This window comes from Arthrobacter sp. T2-23 (assembly GCF_055398325.1).
Genome location: NZ_AP027917.1, coordinates 1119397 through 1139632 on the forward strand (window position 1 = coordinate 1119397; position 20236 = coordinate 1139632).

The 20236-nt window shown below is 67.1% G+C and carries 19 protein-coding genes; 1 reads left to right on the plus strand and 18 read right to left on the minus strand.

Annotation, left to right across the window (positions count from 1 at the left end; translation table 11 throughout):
- Positions 1 to 65: 65 nt before the first annotated feature.
- From ACZ5Z0_RS05135 to ACZ5Z0_RS05220, 18 genes are all read right to left on the minus strand, one after another.
- A complete protein-coding gene (locus ACZ5Z0_RS05135; protein ID WP_464110165.1) occupies positions 66 to 773 on the minus strand; it encodes an FtsB family cell division protein in 708 nt (235 codons plus the stop codon).
- 111 nt (positions 774 to 884) lie between these two features.
- Positions 885 to 2165: a phosphopyruvate hydratase gene (eno, locus tag ACZ5Z0_RS05140; protein WP_464110166.1), complete on the minus strand. Its 1281-nt coding sequence runs from the start codon at positions 2163 to 2165 to the stop codon at positions 885 to 887.
- A gap of 128 nt (positions 2166 to 2293) precedes the next feature.
- Positions 2294 to 2920, minus strand: coding sequence for a MazG nucleotide pyrophosphohydrolase domain-containing protein (locus ACZ5Z0_RS05145; protein WP_464110726.1), 627 nt, complete (start codon positions 2918 to 2920; stop codon positions 2294 to 2296).
- A gap of 76 nt (positions 2921 to 2996) precedes the next feature.
- Positions 2997 to 4169: an adenosine deaminase gene (locus ACZ5Z0_RS05150; RefSeq protein WP_464110167.1), complete on the minus strand. Its 1173-nt coding sequence runs from the start codon at positions 4167 to 4169 to the stop codon at positions 2997 to 2999.
- Between the two features lie 32 nt (positions 4170 to 4201).
- Entirely contained in the window at positions 4202 to 4930 is a 729-nt protein-coding gene (locus ACZ5Z0_RS05155) for a DedA family protein (protein WP_464110168.1), read from the minus strand.
- A gap of 190 nt (positions 4931 to 5120) precedes the next feature.
- Positions 5121 to 5771 carry a DedA family protein gene (locus ACZ5Z0_RS05160; RefSeq protein ID WP_464110169.1) on the minus strand — a complete coding sequence of 217 codons (651 nt, stop codon included), beginning with the start codon at positions 5769 to 5771 and terminating at the stop codon, positions 5121 to 5123.
- A 143-nt stretch (positions 5772 to 5914) separates the two neighbouring features.
- Positions 5915 to 7237 carry a thymidine phosphorylase gene (locus ACZ5Z0_RS05165; protein ID WP_464110170.1) on the minus strand — a complete coding sequence of 441 codons (1323 nt, stop codon included), beginning with the start codon at positions 7235 to 7237 and terminating at the stop codon, positions 5915 to 5917.
- Positions 7234 to 7584 (minus strand): cytidine deaminase, encoded by a 351-nt coding sequence (locus ACZ5Z0_RS05170; RefSeq protein WP_464110727.1) that lies wholly within the window; start codon positions 7582 to 7584, stop codon positions 7234 to 7236. Before ACZ5Z0_RS05170 ends, ACZ5Z0_RS05165 begins: the two co-directional genes overlap by 4 nt.
- Positions 7585 to 7715: 131 nt before the next feature.
- Positions 7716 to 9236 carry an ABC transporter permease gene (locus ACZ5Z0_RS05175; protein ID WP_464110171.1) on the minus strand — a complete coding sequence of 507 codons (1521 nt, stop codon included), beginning with the start codon at positions 9234 to 9236 and terminating at the stop codon, positions 7716 to 7718.
- Positions 9233 to 10627 carry an ABC transporter permease gene (locus ACZ5Z0_RS05180; protein ID WP_464110172.1) on the minus strand — a complete coding sequence of 465 codons (1395 nt, stop codon included), beginning with the start codon at positions 10625 to 10627 and terminating at the stop codon, positions 9233 to 9235. The genes ACZ5Z0_RS05175 and ACZ5Z0_RS05180 overlap by 4 nt, the downstream gene beginning before the upstream one ends.
- Complete coding sequence (locus tag ACZ5Z0_RS05185) at positions 10620 to 12215, minus strand: ABC transporter ATP-binding protein (protein ID WP_464110173.1); 1596 nt, start codon at positions 12213 to 12215, stop codon at positions 10620 to 10622. The genes ACZ5Z0_RS05180 and ACZ5Z0_RS05185 overlap by 8 nt, the downstream gene beginning before the upstream one ends.
- 226 nt (positions 12216 to 12441) lie before the next feature.
- Positions 12442 to 13554: a BMP family lipoprotein gene (locus ACZ5Z0_RS05190; RefSeq protein ID WP_464110174.1), complete on the minus strand. Its 1113-nt coding sequence runs from the start codon at positions 13552 to 13554 to the stop codon at positions 12442 to 12444.
- Between the two features lie 302 nt (positions 13555 to 13856).
- Positions 13857 to 14882 (minus strand): NADP-dependent oxidoreductase, encoded by a 1026-nt coding sequence (locus ACZ5Z0_RS05195; protein ID WP_464110175.1) that lies wholly within the window; start codon positions 14880 to 14882, stop codon positions 13857 to 13859.
- On the minus strand, positions 14879 to 15310 hold the full coding sequence (locus tag ACZ5Z0_RS05200) for an organic hydroperoxide resistance protein (RefSeq protein ID WP_464110176.1): 432 nt from the start codon (positions 15308 to 15310) through the stop codon (positions 14879 to 14881). The genes ACZ5Z0_RS05195 and ACZ5Z0_RS05200 overlap by 4 nt, the downstream gene beginning before the upstream one ends.
- Positions 15311 to 15369: 59 nt before the next feature.
- On the minus strand, positions 15370 to 15762 hold the full coding sequence (locus ACZ5Z0_RS05205) for a MarR family winged helix-turn-helix transcriptional regulator (protein ID WP_464110728.1): 393 nt from the start codon (positions 15760 to 15762) through the stop codon (positions 15370 to 15372).
- Positions 15763 to 15932: 170 nt separating this feature from the next.
- Positions 15933 to 17132 (minus strand): amidohydrolase, encoded by a 1200-nt coding sequence (locus tag ACZ5Z0_RS05210; RefSeq protein WP_464110177.1) that lies wholly within the window; start codon positions 17130 to 17132, stop codon positions 15933 to 15935.
- Between the two features lie 143 nt (positions 17133 to 17275).
- Entirely contained in the window at positions 17276 to 18280 is a 1005-nt protein-coding gene (locus ACZ5Z0_RS05215; RefSeq protein WP_464110154.1) for an IS481 family transposase, read from the minus strand.
- A 109-nt stretch (positions 18281 to 18389) separates the two neighbouring features.
- Positions 18390 to 19547, minus strand: a complete 1158-nt coding sequence (locus ACZ5Z0_RS05220) for a mannose-1-phosphate guanylyltransferase (protein WP_464110178.1) — start codon at positions 19545 to 19547, stop codon at positions 18390 to 18392.
- A gap of 350 nt (positions 19548 to 19897) precedes the next feature.
- Between ACZ5Z0_RS05220 and sdhC the strand changes: the two genes are divergently transcribed.
- Complete coding sequence (gene sdhC, locus ACZ5Z0_RS05225; RefSeq protein ID WP_315851473.1) at positions 19898 to 20233, plus strand: succinate dehydrogenase, cytochrome b556 subunit; 336 nt, start codon at positions 19898 to 19900, stop codon at positions 20231 to 20233.
- Positions 20234 to 20236 lie beyond the last annotated feature (3 nt).

The window sequence follows — 20236 nt, forward strand, 5'->3', positions numbered from 1 at the left end:
TGGCGCGGCACCTTCCTGCCCTGTTGGGATTACCGGCTTGCGGTAATCGGCGGCGGGCGCCGCTCCTAGTCTGTTGCCGACCGTTTGATGGAGTCCCAGAGGGAATCCACCCACGGCAGATTGGCGGGGTCTGTGGCTGTTCCTGACGCGGCACCGGCGCCGGGCGTTCCGGCAGGAAGATCGCTGCCGAAAACCCAGTAGCCGGTTTCGCCGGGCATAACCATGTTAATGCGGTCGCGGGCCTGCTGCTTGACGTAGTTCGGGTCCTGCCAGCGCGAGACCTGTCGCTTGAGGTCCGTTTGCTTCGCCTGCTTGGCCGAGATGTCGGCCTCCAGCTCCGCGATTTCGGCGCGCTTTTCGAGGAAGATCTTGACCGACGGCGCCAGCAGGATGGTGATCGCGATCATCACCAGGGCCAGGGCCAGCATGCGGCCGGAGAAGGCCTTGGCCGGGACGGGATCGACGTCCTCCGCTGCGCCGGCGGGTTCCCCGGACTGGCCGGCCCTGGCCGTGGCGGCTGTGGCCGCCCGGCCCGCGGCGGCCCTGGCGGATCCCGCCGCTGCGCCGGCGGCGGCGCGGCCGGAAGCCGGGGCACTGGGTGCCTGCGGACCGTGACCGGGACGGGCAGCTTGCGTCTCCGGTGCGCTGCCGTGCCGTGAGCCACCGAAATCAGCCCGGATGACGTCGCCGCCGTCGGCTTCCCCCCGGCCGGCGGCCGAAGACTTCGTGGCCGCGGCAGCGGCCCGGGGAACCTTGGGACGGCGGGTTGCCATGTCACTCCTTCAAACAGGCCAACAAAGTACCGGCCAAAAGGGACCGGCCAAAACAGAACCGGTGGCCATGGTCATTCCACCATAGCCACCGGTTCGGGGGTTTTTCGGGTACTAGCCCTTGAAACGCGGGAACGCGCTGCGTCCGGCGTAGCGTGCGGCGTCATCGAGTTCCTCTTCGATGCGCAGCAACTGGTTGTACTTGGCGACGCGCTCGGAGCGGGCCGGCGCGCCGGTCTTGATCTGGCCCGCGTTGGTGGCGACCGAGATGTCGGCGATGGTGGTGTCCTCGGTTTCACCGGAGCGGTGCGAGGTGATGGTCGTGTAGCCCGCTCGCTGGGCGAGGGACACGGCATCGAGCGTCTCGGTCAGCGAACCGATCTGGTTGACCTTGACCAGGAGCGAGTTGGCGGTCCGCGAATCGATGCCGGTCTGCAGGCGCTCCGGGTTCGTAACGAACAGGTCATCGCCGACGATCTGGACCTTGTCGCCGATCGCGTCCGTGAGGGCCTTCCAGCCCTCCCAGTCGTTCTCGTCCAGCGGGTCTTCGATCGAGACCAGCGGGTAGTCGGCCACCAGCTCGGCGTAGTAGGCGCTCATGTCGGCGGAGCTGAGGGACTTGCCCTCGAACAGGTAGGCGCCGTCCTTGAAGAACTCGGAGGAGGCGACGTCGAGGGCCAGGGCGATGTCCTTGCCCGGGGTGTAGCCGGCGTTCTTGATCGCTTCCTGGATCAGGTCCAGGGCCGCGCGGTTGGACGGCAGGTTCGGGGCGAAACCGCCCTCGTCGCCGAGGCCGGTGGCCAGTCCCTTGGACTGCAGCACCGCCTTGAGAGCGTGGTAGACCTCGACGCCCCAGCGCAGGCCCTCGGAGAAGGTCTCGGCGCCGAGCGGGACAACCATGAATTCCTGGATGTCGACGTCGGAGTCCGCGTGCGAGCCGCCGTTGAGGATGTTCATCAGCGGTACCGGCAGGACGTGAGCGTTCGGGCCGCCCAGGTACTTGTACAGCGGCAGGTCGGCAGACGCGGCAGCAGCGTTGGCGACGGCGAGGGAGACGCCCAGGATTGCGTTGGCGCCGAGCTTGCCCTTGTTGGCGGTTCCGTCGAGGTCGATCATCGACTGGTCGATGCTGCGCTGATCGGTGGCATCAAAGCCGATCAGGGCGGGGGCGATCTGGTCGATGACCGCGTCAACGGCCTTCTGGACGCCCTTGCCGAGGTAACGGCCCTTGTCTCCGTCGCGGAGCTCTACGGCCTCGTGTTCGCCGGTGGAGGCGCCGGAGGGAACTGCCGCGCGGCCGATCTGGCCGTCGGAGAGCAGTACTTCAACTTCTACGGTCGGGTTGCCACGGGAATCGAGGATCTCGCGGGCGTGGATGGCATCGATAAGCGCCATGAATATGCTCCTTTGGGTGAAGCGATCTGCTGGGAATCTGACTGCTGGGAATCTAGCGGTGGATCAAGCCTAAAACCGACGTCCTCGTCGCCTCTAGCCTAGTCGAGAGTGGGATAAGTTACGGAAAGCTATCCAGTCCCCGGACGCTGCCCCGTACCGCCGGTGCCGCTGCTCGGAGTGTCCTCGAAGCGGCGGTTGGCCGCGCGCAGGGCACGCTCGGCGTCCAGGCCGTTGCGGCGGGCCGCCGCGACGATGCCGAACAGCAGCTCGCCGAGCTCCTGTTCGGAAGCGGGTGCGGGGGGCGGGGCGGCCGCCGGTGCGGGCCCGGGCGGGACAGGCAGTCCGGCGCGTTCGGCACGGTCCAGCAGCTTCTGCGCCCGGGCCAGGGCCGGAAGCGCAGCCGGAACGCCCTCGAAAGCGTGCTCGCGCCCGGGCTTCTCGGCCCTTTTCACGGCGTCCCATTTCAGCACGATCTCCTCGACCGTGGCCGGGAAGGTGTCCTGCAGCGAGCCGTCGGGGCGGAAGACGTGCGGGTTGCGCCGGATCATCTTCTCCCGCAGGCCCCGGGCGACATCGTGGAAGTCGAAGGCGCCGCGTTCCTCGGCGAGCCTGGCGTGCAGCACCACCTGCAGCAGGACGTCGCCGAGTTCGGCCCGCAGCTCGGCGTCGCCGCCGTCGGCCTCGATGGTTTCGGCCACCTCATGGGCTTCCTCGAGGAGGTACTCCACGAGGGATTCGTGGCTGAGGGCGCCCATCCAGGGGCAGTGAACGCGCAGCTCGGCGATTGTTTTCAGCAGCTCTCCGAGCTGCGCGTCCGTTGCGTGAGGGTCCTTAGCCAAGGTCGGCGTAGGCCTCGTTGATGTACTCGACCAGGGCTTCCTTCTCCTCGAGCGGCAGGAACGCGGCTTCGGCGGCGTTCAGGGTCAGCTCGAGCAGGTCGTCCAGGTCGTAGTCGAAGGTTTCCACCAGCAGCTCGAACTCGTCGGTAAGGGTCACGCCGCTCATCAGCCGGTTGTCCGTGTTGATCGTGACGTTGAAGCCGAGCTGGTAGAGCATGTCCACCGGGTGGCTTTCGATGCCCTCGCCGAAGCCGGCGATCGCGCCGGTCTGCAGGTTGGAGGACGGGCAGATTTCCAGCGCGATACCGCGGTCCCGGACCCAGCTGGCGAGCTCGCCGAGGGTCACGAGGCCGATGTTGTCGTCAACGTCGTCGCTGTCCGGGTCGATGGCGGCAGCCTCTGCCGACTCGGCGTCCTCGAACTCGACGGTGACGTCCTCGGCGATCCGAACGCCGTGGCCCAGGCGCAGCGCCCGGCCGTCAACGAGGGCGGACTGGATGCTCTCCAGGCCGGCCGCCTCGCCGGCGTGGATGGTGGCCGGGAAGTTGTGCTGGGCCAGGTAGGTGAAGGCGTCCTTGAAGCGGGAGGGCAGGAAGCCGTCCTCGGCCCCGGCGATGTCGAAGCCAACGGCGCCCTTGTAGCGGTGGCGGATGGCGAGTTCGGCGATCTCCTGGCCGCGGTCGGCGTGGCGCATGGCGGTGATCAGCTGGCCGACCTGGATTTCCCGGCCGGTCTCGGCGACGGCGTCGACGCCGGCGTCCAGGCCCGCCTGGACGGCTTCGACGACGTCGTCCAGGGACAGGCCCTGCTGCAGGTGCTGCTCGGGCGCCCAGCGCACCTCGCCGTAGACGACGCCGTCGTCGGCGAGGTCCTCGACGAATTCCTTGGCGACGCGGAACAGGCCCTCCTTGGTCTGCATCACGGCGATTGTGTGGTCGAAGGTCTCGAGGTAGCGGACCAGGGAGCCGGAATCGGCGGACTCGCGGAACCACTCCCCAAGCGCGACCGGGTCGGTGGAGGGCAGGGTGTGGCCGACTTTTTCGGCAAGTTCAATGATGGTGGCCGGACGCAGTCCGCCGTCCAGGTGGTCATGAAGGGAGACCTTGGGGAGGCCCTTCAGGTCGAATTCGAGGTCAGGGGCAGCGTCAAGAATAGTCTCAGTCACGTTCCCACCATAGGGTCGGACGGCGCCGTGCGCTACTTGCGGGAGGCGTCGGTCGACGCGGCGTCTTCGGCCGTTGCGTCCCGGGACACGGCTTCTTGTCCGCCCTCTTGCCCGGCTTCTTGCCCGGCCGCGGGCTCCTCAGCGGGCTCGTCGTGCCGTGCCAGCCGTTTGTGCCACCAGCGCAGGACGTGGTCGACGGCTATGCCGAGGACAATCGCGAAGACGACGGCGATCCCGGCGCTGAGGAGCGGGTTGTGGTGCAGCCAGGGGAAGGAACTCGCCAGGACGCCGATCCCGACGGAGTAAATCACCCACGTGAAGCACGCGAAGGCGTCCAGGACGAAGAACCTGCGGTGCGGGAATCCCGTGGTGCCAGCGACGTAGTTGACAGCAACGCGGCCCCAAGGGATGTAGCGGGCGGTGAAAATCAGCACGGCCCCGCGCTTTTCGAGCTCATAGCGGGCCCAGCCGAAGGCCCGTTGCACCTTGGGCTTGCGCATCCAGCGGAACCGCTCGAGGCCGATCTTGCGGCCCAGCAGGTAGGCCATGTTGTCCCCGGCAATGGCGCCAAGCAGCGCCGTGAGGCCGAGGAGCCAGAGGTTGGGCTGGCCACTGTGCCGGGAGTAGGCGGCGAGGGCCACGATCAGCGTCTCACTGGGGACCACCATGGCGAAGCCGTCGATGAAGAAAAAGAGCAGCAGGAGGGGGTATATCCACCACTGGCCGGCTGCATGGAGCACGGCCTCATTAATGAACTCCACGCGGGCTGTGCTCCTAGGCGACTGAAGGGGTGTGCGGACTACGGAAACGGGTGCGGAAAAGTGGTGCTGGCCACCGGCGTCGGCGCCGTGACGTGAATCGCATCTAAGTGTCCCACGGCCGGTCCATCCGGCGCTACGCGGCTCCGCCACGGGGGCCACCGTGACGTTCGGTTACCTGGCGGCGTAGATTCTAGCCTTCCGCCGGCGGGACCGGCTGGTTCTCAGCCGCCGGCAACGGCTTTGCCGGCGCCTGCCGCCGCAGCCTGTTGAGCGTGACGTCAACGGCGATGCCGAGGAGCACCGCGCAAATGATCGAAATGGTGGCCGCGAGCAGGTGGTTGTGGTCGAACCATTGCCCGAAGAACAATCCGATACCGACCGAATACACGGACCACAGCACCGCGGACAGTCCCGTCAGGCCGACGAAGCGGGACCGGGTGTACCGGGTAGCGCCAGCCGTCAGGTTCACGGCCACCCGGCCGATCGGAACGAACCTGGCCACCATGATCAGGGACGCCGGCCGTTTCCGAAGCTCGCGGGCCGCCCAGCCCAGGGCGCCCTGGGTACGGTAGCCACGCATCCAGCGCCAGCGCTCGGTTCCGGCGGAGCGGCCGATCCAGTAGGCAACGTTGTCCCCGCAAAACGCGCCGGCGGCGGCAGCCACCAGCAGCAGGACCGGGCTCGGGATGCCGGCCGTCGCGGACACGGCGGCCAGCCCGACCACCACGGATTCGCTGGGCACCGGTGGGAAGAAGCCGTCGATCAGACAGCAGGCGAACACCAGGAACAGGACCCAGGGCTGGCCTGCGGCTGCCAGGATGAAGTCGTTGATTTCCTGCACGGTTTCCTAACGCACGGCGGGACCCGGTTTCTCCCGGAATGCTTTGGTGCCAGTGTACTGCCCGGCCGCGGCCCGTTGCCCTATCACCTGTGGCTGCTAAACCAGGGTCGGGGCAGCCATAAGTGATAGGGCAACGAGGGGCCTTAGGCGATGCGGTCGATGATGAGCTGCTGTGCCGGGCGGGAGCCTTCCGGAGCGATCACGGCGGCGTGTTCGAGCGCTTCCTTGGCACGGCCGAACTTCTCCGGGGTATCCGTCAGCAGGGTCATCAGGGGTTCCCCGGCGCGGACGGTGGCGCCCGGCTTGGCGTGCATCCGCACACCGGCGCCGGCCTGGACCTGGTCCTCCTTGCGGGCACGGCCGGCGCCGAGGCGCCAGGCGGCGACGCCGACGGCCATCGCGTCGAGTTCCACCAGCACGCCGTCCGCCTGGGCGTAGATGGTCTCGGATTCCTTCGCGACCGGCAGCTTGGCGCGCGGGTCGCCGCCCTGGGCCTCGATCATCCGGTTCCAGACGTCCATGGCACGGCCGTCCCTGAGCGCGGCGCGCGGATCGGCGTCATGGACGCCGGCGCAGGCCAACATCTCCTCGGCCAGCCGGACGGTGAGTTCGACGACGTCCTCCGGTCCCCCGCCGGCAAGGACCTCCACAGATTCCTCGACTTCGATCGCGTTGCCCGCGGTGAGGCCCAGCGGAGTGTTCATGTTGGTCAGCAGGGCCACCGTGTTGACGCCGGCGTCCTTGCCCAGGGCCACCATGGTCTCGGCCAGCTCGCGGGCGCGCGCCTCATCCTTCATGAAGGCGCCGCTGCCCACCTTGACGTCCAGGACCAGTGATCCGGTGCCCTCGGCGATCTTTTTACTCATGATCGAGGAGGCAATCAGCGGGATCGCCTCGACCGTGCCGGTGACGTCGCGCAGGGCGTAGAGCTTCTTGTCGGCCGGGGCCAGTCCGGCGCCGGCGGCGCAGATCACGGCGCCCACGTCCTGCAGCTGGGCCAGCATTTCCTCGTTACTCAGCGCTGCCCGCCACCCGGGGATGGCCTCAAGCTTGTCCAGGGTGCCGCCGGTGTGGCCGAGGCCTCGGCCGGAGAGCTGCGGCACGGCGACGCCGAAGACCGCCACCAGTGGTGCCAGCGGCAGGGTGATCTTGTCCCCCACGCCGCCGGTCGAGTGCTTGTCCGAGGTGGCCTTCACACCGCCGTCGGGCCGGCGCAGGCTGGAGAAGTCCATCCGCTCGCCGGAGGCAATCATCGCCGCGGTCCAGCGCGAAATCTCGGCGCGGTCCATGCCGTTGAGCAGGATGGCCATGTTCAGTGCCGCCATCTGTTCGTCGGCGATGGCGCCGCGGGTGTAGGCGTCGATCGTCCAGTCGATCTGGGCGGGGCTGAGCACGCCCTTGTCCCGCTTGATGCGGATGATGTCGACGGCGTCGAACTCTTCACTGTTGCTGGTGTTCTGGGTCACCGGGTTTCCTCCAGGTGTTGGGGGCCAAATGCGTCGGGGAGCACCTGGTCCATCGTCTTGATGCCCTGTGTGGTCATGAGCTCCATGTCCGGGGCCCGGAATTCGTAGAGCAGTTGGCGGCACCGCCCGCACGGCATCAGCACGTTGCCGTGCGCGTCGACGCAGTAGAAGGCGCGCAACAGGCCGCCTCCGGTCATGTGCAGGTTGCCCACCAGCGCGCACTCGGCGCACAGCGTGAGCCCGTAGCTGGCGTTTTCGACGTTGCAGCCGCTGACGATCCGGCTGTCCGCGGTGAGGGCGGCAGCCCCCACCGCGAACTTCGAATACGGCGCATAGGCGTTTTCCATCGCCGCGACGGCCGCCTCCTCGAGGGCGGCCCAGTCGACGGCGGTGCCCCCGGTGGCTCCGGTGGCTCCGGTCGCGCCCGAAGCGCCCGAAGCGCCCGAAACGCCGGGAGAATTGCTGTGGGTCACCTTCGTCACCCCTTGACGTACGGGATGCCGTCGGCCGCAGGCGGCCTGGACCGTCCCACCAAGCCGGCCACCGCGATCACGGTCAGGGCGTAGGGCAGCATCGCCATGAACTGGCTGGGCACGGGCGAGCCGATGATGGTGATGACGCTCTGCAGGTTGTCGGCGAACCCGAACAGCAGCGCGGCCAGGAACGCCCCGATGGGATTCCAGCGCCCGAAGATCATGGCGGCAAGGGCGATGTACCCTCGACCGCCGGACATGTCCTTGCTGAACGCGTCTACCGACACCAGAGTGAAGAAGGAACCGCCGATTCCGGCGATGGCACCGCCCATGAGGACGTTGATGAAGCGGGTCCGGTTGACGTTGATGCCTACCGTGTCCGCCGCCTGGGGGTGTTCGCCGACGGCACGCACCCGCAGGCCCCACTTCGTGTGGAACAGCCCGACGTAGACCACGATCACGGCCACGTACATGAGGTAGCCGACCAGGGACTGGCGGAACAGGATGGGTCCGATGATCGGAATGTCGGCGAGGAACGGGATATCGACCGCCTGCAGCCGGCCGGGCTTGTTCAGGTGCTCGGGGTCCGCCGTAAGCAGGGTGGAGAACAGGAAGCTGGTCAGCCCGCTGATCAGGACGTTGAGCACCACGCCGACGATGATCTGGTTGACGAGGTATTTGATGCTCACTACGGCCAGGACCAGGGAGACGAGGGCGCCGGCGACGGCCGCCGAGATGAGCCCCAGATAGACGTTGCCGGTCACGGTGGCCACGACGGCGGCGGAGAAGGCGCCGAGCAGGAGCTGGCCCTCGATGGCGATGTTGACCACGCCGGCCCGCTCGCATAGCACACCGGACAGCGAGCCGAACACCAGGGGTACGGCGAGGGTCACGGCACCGGCCATGAGCCCGCCGAGGGAAATGGAGGGCTCGGGGTCACGGCCGCCCGCAACGATCCAGATCATGAAGCCGACCAGGAAGACCACTGCGAAGGTTCCGCCCAACCATCCCGGCGTGCGCCTGCGCTGCACGGTCAGGAAGCAGGCGTACCCGGCGAGGGCGAGCAGGAGAACGGAGCAAATCCAGCCCAGCGCCATCGAGGGCACGGTGATCTTCTCCACCCGGGCGACGCCCAGGGCGGCGAGGCCCAGAACGACGACGGCCGCGATGGCGGTGGCGGGAATCCAACGGTCCACTGCTCCGCCGTCGCGCCGCTGGCTGATCCAGCGGTAGCCGACGTAGGCGGCGGCGGCCAGCGCAACGGCCAGGGTGATCCATGCCGCCGCGGAGGAGGCGTTGGGGTCGCGGGCCTCGGCGATCCGGAACCCTGCCGATTTGGGGTTGGCGAGGAACCCGAACAGGACGGTGCCGAGAATGGCCAGCAGGCCCAGCCCGATGCCGGCCTTCCAGCTCACCAGTTCCGTTGCGCTTGCCGGCGCGCCGGTCCGGCCGTCGCCGGGAGCGGCTTCGGTGCCCTGTCCGTGGCGCGGCTGCTTGCTGGCGGGAGATTGTGTTGTGGCGCTCATGCTGCCGCTCCGCTCTTAACGCCGCCGGTACGCGAACCGGCGGTCCCACTCGTGGTGGTTTTCTTCTTACGGGGATTGAGTCCGAATATCGCACGGACCAGCGGCGGTGCTGCGATGAAGAGCACGATCAGGGACTGGATGACGAGCACAATGTCGATCGGCGTCTGCGTCTGCGCCTGCATGGCCACGCCGCCGGCGCGGAAGGCGCCGAACAGCAGGCCCGCGAAGAAGGTTCCCCACGGCGTCGAGCGTCCCAGCAGTGCGACGGTGATGGCGTCAAAACCGATGGAGGCGGCGACGCCGCCGGACAGGTACTTTTCCGTGCCGGACACCTGGGCCACACCGGCCAGGCCTGCCAGCGCACCGGCGATCGCCATCACCAGGATGGTGCTGCGGGCGACGTTGATGCCGGCGGTGCGGGCCGCATTGGGGTTCGCGCCGACAGCCCGGAACTCAAAACCGATCGTGGAGCGGTTCAGCAGCCACCAGACGAAGACGGTGGCCACGATCGCGGCGAGGAAACCTGCGTGCAGGCGGAACTGCGGTCCGAGCAGTTCGGGGAACAACGCGGTGGAGTCCAGGAACGGGGAGATCGGGTTGGTGGAACCTTTGCGTTGGAAGGCCGGGGTGGTGAGTAGGAACAGCAGGAGGAAGTTGGCGATGTAGTTGAGCATGATCGTCACGATCACCTCATGCGCCCCGGTGCGTGCCTTCAGCAGGCCGACGACGCCGCCCCAGACCGCGCCGCCGACCAGGCCAGCCACGATGACAACCAGCAGGTGCAGTCCGATCGGCAGGTGCCAGGCAAAGCCGGCGTAGGCGCCGAAGAGCGCGCCGAAGACGATCTGCCCCTGAGCGCCGATGTTGAACAGGCCGGCACGGAACGCCAGGGCGACGCCAAGCCCGGCGCAGATCAGGGGGGTGGCGACGGTGAGGGTCTCGGTGATCGGGTAAAGCTGTGCGCCGAGGTCGGCGCCGGCCCAGTTGAAGATGGAACCCTGCACCAGCGCGGTGTACGGACGGATGACTTCGGTCAGGAGGTCCCCGGGCTGCGCAAAGAAGTAGCCGGCGGCGGCAGCGACCTTGGGGTTGGTCACTGCCATCAGGATGCCGCCGAGCACGATGGCGAGCAGCACGGAGAGCACGGACACCATGGCGTTGCCGCTGAAGATCTGGTGCAGCACGGACCCGCCGTCACCGTCCCGGTCCCGGCCGCGGCGTTGGGTCGCTGCGGGAACGGCGGACGGCGGCATTTGGCCGCCGGCGGTGTCAAGGACGACGTCGGAGGCCACAGCCTCCGGGCTGGTGCCGCCGGGCACCCGGGTTTCCGCGGGCTCGGCCGTGTCCTGGTGCCCCGGAGCCTGCGGCTCCGGGGTTGTCTTCTCAGACATGGGATTCTCCTTCGTGGCCGGCAGGCTCCGATACGGTCGCCGTCGTCGTGCCGCTGTGGGCGTGGGCGGAGGCGCTGGCTTCGGCTTCTGCGGCCGGGACACCGGCCATCATCAGGCCCAGCACGTCGCGGGACGTGGTGGCGGGTACGATCCCCACCAGCCGTCCACGGTAGAGCACCGCGATACGGTCGGCCAACTGCATCACTTCGTCCAGTTCGGTGGAGACGATCATGACGGGCGTGCCGTGGTCACGTTCGGCGATGACGCGCTTGTGCACAAACTCGATCGACCCGACGTCGAGGCCGCGAGTGGGCTGCGACGCGATAAACAGGCGCAGCGGACGCGAGAGCTCGCGGGCCAGGACGACCTTCTGCTGGTTGCCGCCGGACAGGGTGCCCACCGCGGCCGACACGGACGGGGTGCGGACGTCGAACTCCTCCACCTTCTTGGCGGCGTTCTCCGCGATTACGCCCGGCTTCATGCCCACGCCGCGCGCGAAGGGAGCCTTGTCGTAGAGGTCCAAGATCATATTCTCGGAGATGGTGAACGCCCCGACGAGCCCGTCGAGGGTGCGGTCCTCGGGGACGAAGCCGACGCCGGCGCCGAGGACATGCTTGACGCTCTTGCCCAGCAGTTCCTCGCCGTCGAGAGTGATGGATCCGGCCACGTGCGGCTGCACACCCAGGATCGCCTCGGTCAGTTCCGTCTGGCCGTTGCCCTGCACGCCGGCGATGGCGAGAACTTCGCCCTTGGCGATGTCGAACGACAGGTCATCGACGACGTGCTGGCCGTTGTGGTCAGTGACGGTCAGATTGCGGACTTTGAAGGTCACCTCACCGGTTTTGGCCGGCGCCTTGTCCAGCGTCAGGCTCACGGCACGGCCCACCATGGCGGAGGCCAGCTCGGTGGGAGAGGCCGTGGGGTCGGCCTGGCCGACCACCTTGCCGCGGCGGATGACCGTGATGGTGTCCGAAATGGCTTTGACTTCACGCAGTTTGTGGGAGATGAAGACGATCGACTTACCGTCCCGCTTCAGCTGCCGGATGATGTCGAGGAGTTCATCGGTCTCCTGCGGCGTCAACACGGCGGTGGGTTCGTCCAGGATCAGCACCTCGGCGTCGCGAACCAGGGCCTTGATGATCTCGACGCGCTGCTGGACGCCGACGGGCAGGTCCTCCACCATGGCATCGGGGTCGACGTCGAACCCGTACTCGTCCGAGATCCGGCGGATCTTCTCGCGCGTGGCTTCCAGGTTGAGCAGGCCGGCGGCTTTGGTCGTCTCGTTGCCCAGCGCCACGTTCTCGGCCACGGTGAAGACCGGGATGAGCATGAAGTGCTGGTGGACCATGCCGATTCCGGCGGCCATCGCCTCGCCGGGGTCCTTGAAAACGACCGGTTTGTCGTCGACCAGGATTTCGCCCTCAGTCGGGTCGTACAGGCCGTAGAGTACGTTCATCAGGGTGGATTTCCCTGCGCCGTTCTCTCCCAGCAGGCAGTGCACCTGCCCCGGTTCGACGACCAAATCGATGTGGTCATTGGCTACCAGGGACCCGAATCGCTTCGTGATCCCTTTCAGTTCGAGTTTCAAAACCCCAACCAATCTGTGTGTGTATGGATCTGCTCCGGCGCCTTGTCGGCGGCAGGGCAGCGGGTAATCCCAGCCTAGTGTCACCAGTGGTTCCTGGGCAGGGCAACGCTGCAGGCAAAAGAGGCGCCGGCAGGCCGCTGCTGGCGGGACGAAGCCAGCAAAACAGAACGCGCCGCCCTTCGGCCGAGACAACGGCGGAAGGGCAGCGCGCCCCGCGGTTCGGTGCTTACTTGGTCGGGCTGGACTTCGACTCGACCTTGACGGTGCCGGAGATGATGTCCTTCTTGAGCTGGTCCAGTTCGCTCTTCAGGTCTGCCGGCACAGCGGAATCGAGATCGTGGAATGGAGCCAAGGCCACGCCGCCGTTTTCGAGGGTTCCGATGTACGGTGTGGCGTCGAACTTGCCGTCCTTGTCGTCCTTGATGACCGTCTCCACAGCGGTGGACATGGTCTTCTGCACGGAGGAGAGGATCACGGACTTGTAATCCGGAGCGGTCAGGTAGCCGTCCGAGTCAACCCAGATAAGCTTGGCATCCTTGCCCTTGGACTTGGCGTCGAGGATCGCGCTGCCCGCGCCGCCTCCGACGGGTCCGGCCACGGGCAGGACGATGTCGGCGCCCTGGTCCAGGAAGCCCTGGGTCAGGACCTTACCCTTGTCGACCTGCTTGAAGTCACCAACGAAGGTGCCGTCCTGCTTGTCCTTGTCCCAGCCGATGAGCTGGACGTTCTTGCTCTTCTTCTGGTTGTAGTACTTCACGCCGTCGGCAAAGCCATCCATGAAGATGGTGACGGTAGGGATGTTGATGCCGCCGAAGGTGGCGACCTTGCCGGTCTTGGAGGTGCCCGCCGCCAGGTAGCCGGCCAGGAATGCAGCCTGGGCAGTGTTGTAGACGATCGGCTTGACGTTCTTGGGGAACGCAGGGTCGTTGTAATCGATGATCGCGAAGTGGCTGTTCGGGTTGGCCGTCGCGATGGACTTCGTGGCGTCGCCGAGCAGGAAGCCGACGGTGACGGTGAGCTTGCAGCCCTGCTGGACCATGGAGCGAAGGTTGGGGTCGTAGTCCGTGTCAGCCTTGGACTGAACGTGCTTCTCCTGGATGCCGAGGTCCTTCACGGCGCTCTGCAGGCCCTCGTAGCCGGACTGGTTGAAAGACTTGTCGTCGAATCCACCGGAGTCGGAGACCATGCAGGCGGTGTAATCCGATTTGGTCGCTGAACCTGAGGCGCCGGACGAGGACGGGGCAGCCCCGCAACCGGTGAGCAGCAGGGCGGTCGCACCCGCGGTGGCGACGCCGGCCATTGAACCGCGCTTAAGGGTGGCGCGCAGTGAGTTCTTCAAAGTTCCTCCAGGAAGAAAGAGATAGGCGCTACGACGGGAGTTCAATGAGTGTCTGCTTCCGGTTTTCCCCCGAAACACTGTTGTCACTGACGGATTCGCAGCACTGCGCCGAGGCGCACTGATGGAAGCTACTTTAGTGTCATGGAACACGTCGAGTAACACACTTCACAGCTGTTTCCCAGATTGTTGAGAACTTGTTACCAAGCGGTACCCCACCTGCGCGAACGTATACGTGAGGCCCCGAAATCGTGGGAAATCGGGGCCTCACGTGTACGTTCGCGCGTGCTGGACGCGGAGCTAGCTCAGAGGCGGACCAGCATCTTTCCGGTGTTGGCGCCCTCGAGCAGGTCCATGAAGGCCTGCGGGGCGTTCTCCAACCCGTCCACGATGGTCTCGTCGTAACGGACGGTGCCGTCGGCCAGCCAGCCGGAGAGCTTCTCGACGAACTCGCCCATGTACTGCCAGTAGCCGCCCACCAGGAAGCCCTTGAGGGTCAGCTGTTTGCCGATGGCCAGCATGAGGTTCCGCGGGGCCGGCGTCGGCTCGGTGGAGTTGTACTGAGCGATGGCGCCGCACATGGCGACGCGGCCGCCGACGTTGAGCACGGACAGCGCGGCCTCGAGGTGCTCGCCGCCGACGTTGTCGAAGTAGACGTCGATGCCCTTCTCCCCCGCGGCCTCCTTCAGCAGCTCGCGAACCGGGCCGTCGTGGTAGTTGAAGGCGGCGTCGAAGCCGAGCTCCAGCAGGCGGGCCACTTTCTCCGGGGTGCCGGCGCTGCCGATCACCCGGGAGGCACCCATGGCCTTGGCAATCTGCCCCACCAGGGAGCCGACGGCGCCGGCTGCGCCGGAGACGAAGACGGCCTCGCCGGGCTTAAACTCGGCGACCTTGAGCAGTCCGGCGTAGGCGGTCAGCCCGGTCATGCCGAGCGCGCCCAGGAAGGCGGACGTCGGGGCCAGGTCGGTGCGGGCCGGCGTCGTCGCTGCGGCGTCTAGGACGGCGTACTCACGCCAACCGAGGCTGTGCACCACAGTGTCCCCCACCTCACGGTCGGCTGAGCGGGAGGCGATGACCTCGCCGACGGCGCCGCCCTCCATGGCGGCGTCCAGGGCGAACGGCGCGGAGTAGGACTTGACGTCATTCATCCGGCCGCGCATGTAGGGGTCCACGGAGATGTAGAGGTTGCGGACCAGGACCTGGCCGTCCTGCGGTTCCGGCAGGGCCGACTCGGCGAGGCGGAAGTTCTCCGGCACGGGGCGGCCGTGGGGCCGAGAGGCGAGCTGGATTTCCCGGGTGGTGGCGGGGAGAGAGATGGTTTCGGTGCTCATGCGGCGACCTCCAGGATCTTGATGTCTACGGTGATGTTGCCTCGGGTGGCGTTGGAGTAGGGGCAGACCTCATGGGCCTTGGCGACGAGCGCCTCGGCGGTTTCGCGGTCAACGGCCGGCAGTGCGATCTCGAGTTCGGCGGCGATGCCGTAGCCGGAGCCGCCGTCGAGGGCGCCGAGGTGGATCTTCGCGGCGACGGCGGAGTCGGTCAGGTCCGCCTTCTGCTGGCGGCCCACCAAGCGCAGGGCAGAGTGGAAGCAGGCGGCGTACCCGGCGGCGAAGAGCTGCTCCGGGTTGGTGCCTTCTCCGCTGCCGCCGAGTTCCACCGGGCTGGCCAGGGCGACGTTGAGCTTGCCGTCGGACGTCTGCGCGTTTCCGTCGCGTCCTTCGCCGGAGGCCAGTGCCTCGGCCGTATAGAGGGTCTTCATAAGGGTCCGATCTGTTGGAAATTCAGGGGAAAACTGGGAGGGGTGCCGAGCGGCGCGGGTCAGCGGCCGGCCTGCAGCGCAGCGGTGAGCCGGCCCAGCGTCTCGCGGAGCTGGTCGAGCTCCACGGCGGAAAGTCCGGCGGCATCGGCGAGCCGCTGCGGAATGCCGGTGGCGCGGGCGCTGAGGGCGGTGCCGGCCGCGGTGAGGAATACCTCCACGCGCCGTTCGTCCGCCGTGGACCGCCGTCGTTCGACGTAGCCGAGGGACTCGAGCCGCTTGAGCAGTGGCGAGAGCGTGCCGGAGTCGAGGCCGAGCTCCTCGCCCAGCTCGCGGACGCCGCGCGGCTGGTCCTCCCAGAGCACCATCATCACGAGGTATTGCGGGTAGGTCAGTCCGAGCTCGTCCAGCATCGGCCGGTAAGCAGCCGTGGCAGCCCGCGAGGCCGAGTACATGGCGAAGCACACCTGCCTGTCCAGGCGGGGAACATCCCCTGGGGGAGCGCCAGGTTCGGGGGCGTGGCTGGAAAAGGTTTCGGTCACCCACGAACAGTAGCCAACAATTCAGTTGTGCACAACCCATTCGCCCGAAGCCAGGGCGCGAAATGTCCGTTCGCGCGGAGGGCCTAGAGGTCGCGGAGGGTGCGGAGCGCGGCGGCGGTTAGTACCCGGACGCCGAGGCCCAGGGCGCGCTCGTCCAGGATGTAGTCGCCGCGGTGCAGGTCGTACTCTTCGCCGCCGGGGGTCTTCGTGCCCAGCCGCATCATCGCCCCGGGCAGGTCGGCCAGGAACCAGGCGAAGTCCTCGCCGCCCATCGACTGCGGGGTCAACACCACCGAGCTCTCGCCGATCTCGGCACGCGCGGCGGCCTCGATCAGCGCGGTTTCGTGTTCCGAGTTCACCACCGGCGGCACGCCGCGGGTGTGTTCCAGATGGACGTCGACGCCGTAGGGCGCCGCGATCTGCTGCACCACCTCGTCGAGGATCTCCCCCGCGCTGTGCCAGGCCTCGCGGTCCAGGCAGCGCATGGTGCCGGCCATGTAGCCGCTTGCCGGGATGGCGTTCGGGGCCGAGCCGGCCGAGATGTGTCCCCACACCACGGAGACGCCGCTGCGGACGTCGACGCGGCGGGACAGCACGGCCGGGACATTGATGGCGATCTGGGCCAGCGCGAAGACCAGTTCCTCGGTCAGGTGCGGACGCGACGTGTGGCCGCCCCGGCCGGTCAGTTCAATCTTGATGGTGTCCGACGCCGAGGTGATGGCACCGATCCGGGTGCCGATCTTGCCCACTTCGATCCGGGGGTCGCAGTGCAGCGCCAGGATCCGGGGCACTCCCTCCAGCACGCCTTGCTCGATGCACGCGTGCGCGCCGCCGGGCATGGTCTCCTCGGCCGGCTGGAAGATAATCCGCACCGTGCCGCCCAGCGGCGAGGACTCATGCATCTGCTGCAGGACCAGGGCGATGCCCAGCATCGTGGTGGTGTGGACGTCGTGCCCGCACGCATGCGTCACGCCATGGTTCTTGGACGCGAACGGCAGCCCGGTCTCTTCGATGATGGGCAGCGCGTCAATGTCCCCGCGCAGCGCCGTCGCAATCGGGCCCTCGCCGACGTCGACCGTCAGCCCGGTGCCCTCGAGTCGGCGGGGTTTGAGCCCGGCAGCCTCGAGCCGCTTGGCGAGCTGGTCGGTGGTGCGGAACTCCTTGAAAGAAAGCTCCGGGTGCGCATGCAGGTCGCGGCGGAAAGCGATCAGCTCCGACAGGAGTGGCTCCAGCCACGGCCCCACCAGGGTGGTTGGCTCAGCTTCAGTAGTGTAATTGCGCACACAATCACTGTAGCGAGAGTCCAAAAATTAGCGGCATCGCCGACGGCGCGTTACGGTTCCCGGACAGCGCCGCGTCCCCGGCTAGCGCCCCGGCACCCACGCCAGCCCTCGGAGGTGACCAGAGCAGGAGCGGGCTAGATGTACTAACCCGGCACGTTAGTGACACGGCTGGCGGGTGAGGCGCCTTTGAGGGCGGTGTGTGGCCTGTGGTGATTGTAGTAGTCGATGAAGTCCTGGTAACAGGCTTGGCGTTCCGTTTCTGAGCGGTAGGCCCTGGCGTAGGCCCATTCCTCTTTGAGGATTCGGTTGAAGCGTTCGACCTTGCCGTTTGTCTGGGGCCGGTAGGGCCGGGTGCGTTTGTGGCTGATGCCGGCCTCGGCAAGGACTTTGCCGAAAGCTCTGGACCGGTAGCAGGAGCCGTTGTCGGTCATCACCCGCTTGATCCGAACGCCTTGGGCTTGGAAAGCGGCGATGGCGTTGCGCATGAATGCGGCCGCTGTGGCTTGGGTTTCGTCGGGAAGGATCTCGGAGTAGACGAACCGGGAATGGTCATCGACGGCGTGATGAATAAAGGAGTAGCCCCTGACCTGCCCGCGGTCTTTACGGCGGCCTTCGGCGAGGTTCCTGGCCCGGGCATTCGCCTCGCCCTGCACGCGCCCGTGGATCCGGTGGCCGCCGCCGTTGGGGATGCGGCCGAGCTTCTTGACATCGATGTGGACCATCTCGCCGGGCCAGGCGTATTCATATCGGCGGGCGCGGTCCCGGCCCCGGGTCCTGACTCCGGTGGCCGGATCGGTGAACCGCAGCGGGGGACAGAGGTAACGAGCCAGGATCCGGTGAACAGTGGAGATGTTCAAGTGCAGGTGATACGCGATCCGGGCCGGACCCCAGCGCCTGTTGACCCGCAGACCCAACACCCGCCGCTCGGAGCGCACCCGGGTCCGGTGCGGACAGGCAGCCGGTCGGCTTGAACGGTCTTGAAGCCCGTCCTCGCCGAAATCACGGTACCGCTGCGACCAACGGGCTGCGGTCGGCACGGAGACACTGAACCGTTCAGCCGCCCGGCGCAACGGCCAACCATCATCAACGATGCAGCGAGCCAGCCGAAGACGGCACGAGTGAGCCAAAAACGCGTTACGGTGGGACACGAGGACCTCCTGGGTTGTGTTCGCTCTCGACAAGCACCACACAACACCCGGAGGTCCTCTTATTGCGTCAAATCAGTCCCCGTGTCACTAACGTGCCGGGACAGTACAGCTAGAGCACGTCCGTGTCGCCGCTGGCCTTGAGCGCGTCCACCGCGGCCTTGACCCGCTGGGAGTTCGCCTTTGTGGTGACGAGCAGCGCATCTGGGGTGTCCACGATCACGACGTCTTTGATGCCGATCAGTGCGATCACGCGCTTGGTGTCGGTGACCACCACGCCGCTGGCGTTTTCGGTGAAGACGCGGGCGCCCTCGCCGATCACGGTGACGTCGTCGACTTCCTTGGCGCTGTTGAGGCGGCCCACGGAGGCGAAGTCTCCGACGTCGTCCCAGCGGAAGGTGCCGGGCACGACGGCGACGTCCCCGGCCGCGGCGGCCGGCTCGGCGACCGCGTAGTCGATGGCGATCTTGGGCAGGGTGGGCCAGACGCGGGAGGTGACCTCGTCGCGCAGCGGGGTGTCCCAGGCCTTGGCGATTTCCTGCAGGCCCGCGAACAGCTCCGGCTGGTTGGCTTCCAGGTGCTTGAGCATGAGCGAGACCGGCGCGACGAACATGCCGGCGTTCCAGACGTACTCGCCGCTGTCCAGGTACTGCTGGGCAACTTCCTCACTGGGCTTCTCGACGAACTCGACGACCGTGTGGGCGCTCGGGGCTCCGGCCACGCTCAGCTTGTCGCCGGCGCGGATGTAGCCGAACCCGGTGGAGGGGTGGGTGGGCTTGATGCCGATCGTCACGATCTTGCCGGCGGCCGCGGTGTGGATGGCCTCGCGGACGGCGTCCTGGAACAGTTCGTCAGGGCTGATGACCTGGTCCGCGGCGAAGGACCCCATGATGGTGTCCGGGTCGCGCTCATACAGGATGGCGGCGGCTAGCCCGATGGCCGCCCCGGAATCCTTGGGCTCGCTCTCCAGGACGAGGTCCGCCTCGGACACCTCGGGCAGCTGTCGGCACACGGCCTCGCGGTGCGCGGTTCCGGTGACGACCAGCACGCGGCTGCCGGCGAGGGGTTCCAGCCGGTCATAGGTGGCGCGCAGCAGCGTGCTGCCGGACCCGGTGAGGTCGTGCAGGAACTTCGGGGCAGCGGCCCGGGACAGCGGCCAGAGCCGGGTGCCCACTCCGCCGGCAGGAATCACCGCGATAAAGCGGTCCAGCGGGGAGTCCGCCGCAACGCCCTCGGGTGAACCGTGGCTGGTCATTTTGTCTGTAGTCATCACGGCTACTTTAGCGGAACGCCGCCCAGACGCCCCGGGACACGAGTGTAGGGACGCGCACGGGGCCTGCGGGCAGGAGGCATAGAGCACCCGCGCACCGATCCGCCGCCGGCGCCAGCCAATGTGGCGTTCGTCTCAAAACTGGTTGAAAACCGCGCCGGGCGCCGTCACCATCGATCCGCTGAATTGAATAAGCTGAGAGCGAAGCCTAGATTTAGGCTTGAGCTTACGAGTGCTCTCGCAGCAGGCGTTCCCCCCGCGTGGATCCCATGCCAGCGCCGCTGTGTTGCAGGGAGGTTTATTCAGTGCCGACAAAACCAGCTGGCACCTTGTACCGCGGCCGTGAAGGCATGTGGTCTTGGGTTGGACACCGCGTTACCGGTGTAGTGATCTTTTTCTTCTTGTTGGTCCATGTGCTGGACACCTCATTGGTGCGTGTGTCCCCCGAGGCCTACACCGCCGTGATCGGTGCCTACAAGAACCCCCTTATGGCCCTGGGTGAAACGGGCCTTGTCGCAGCGATCGTGTTCCACGCCTTCAACGGCCTGCGGATCATCGCCGTCGACTTCTGGAAGAAGGGCGCGAAGTACCAGCGCCAGATGCTGTGGACGGTCCTGGCCCTCTGGGTCGTCGTCATGGTCGGCTTCTCCATCCGCCACCTGTCCCTCGCCTTTGGAGGTCACTAAGCC

Excerpts from the sequence above, each read along its gene's own strand:
- ACZ5Z0_RS05135 (WP_464110165.1), bottom strand. The coding sequence starts at position 773 with ATGGCAACCCGCCGTCCCAAGGTTCCCCGGGCCGCTGCCGCGGCCACG.
- eno (WP_464110166.1), bottom strand. The coding sequence starts at position 2,165 with ATGGCGCTTATCGATGCCATCCACGCCCGCGAGATCCTCGATTCCCGT.
- ACZ5Z0_RS05145 (WP_464110726.1), bottom strand. The coding sequence starts at position 2,920 with ATGGGCGCCCTCAGCCACGAATCCCTCGTGGAGTACCTCCTCGAGGAA.
- ACZ5Z0_RS05170 (WP_464110727.1), bottom strand. The coding sequence starts at position 7,584 with ATGGAAAACGCCTATGCGCCGTATTCGAAGTTCGCGGTGGGGGCTGCC.
- ACZ5Z0_RS05175 (WP_464110171.1), bottom strand. The coding sequence starts at position 9,236 with ATGAGCGCCACAACACAATCTCCCGCCAGCAAGCAGCCGCGCCACGGA.
- ACZ5Z0_RS05180 (WP_464110172.1), bottom strand. The coding sequence starts at position 10,627 with ATGTCTGAGAAGACAACCCCGGAGCCGCAGGCTCCGGGGCACCAGGAC.
- ACZ5Z0_RS05195 (WP_464110175.1), bottom strand. The coding sequence starts at position 14,882 with ATGAGCACCGAAACCATCTCTCTCCCCGCCACCACCCGGGAAATCCAG.
- ACZ5Z0_RS05200 (WP_464110176.1), bottom strand. The coding sequence starts at position 15,310 with ATGAAGACCCTCTATACGGCCGAGGCACTGGCCTCCGGCGAAGGACGC.
- ACZ5Z0_RS05205 (WP_464110728.1), bottom strand. The coding sequence starts at position 15,762 with ATGTACTCGGCCTCGCGGGCTGCCACGGCTGCTTACCGGCCGATGCTG.
- ACZ5Z0_RS05220 (WP_464110178.1), bottom strand. The coding sequence starts at position 19,547 with ATGACTACAGACAAAATGACCAGCCACGGTTCACCCGAGGGCGTTGCG.
- sdhC (WP_315851473.1), top strand. The coding sequence starts at position 19,898 with ATGTGGTCTTGGGTTGGACACCGCGTTACCGGTGTAGTGATCTTTTTC.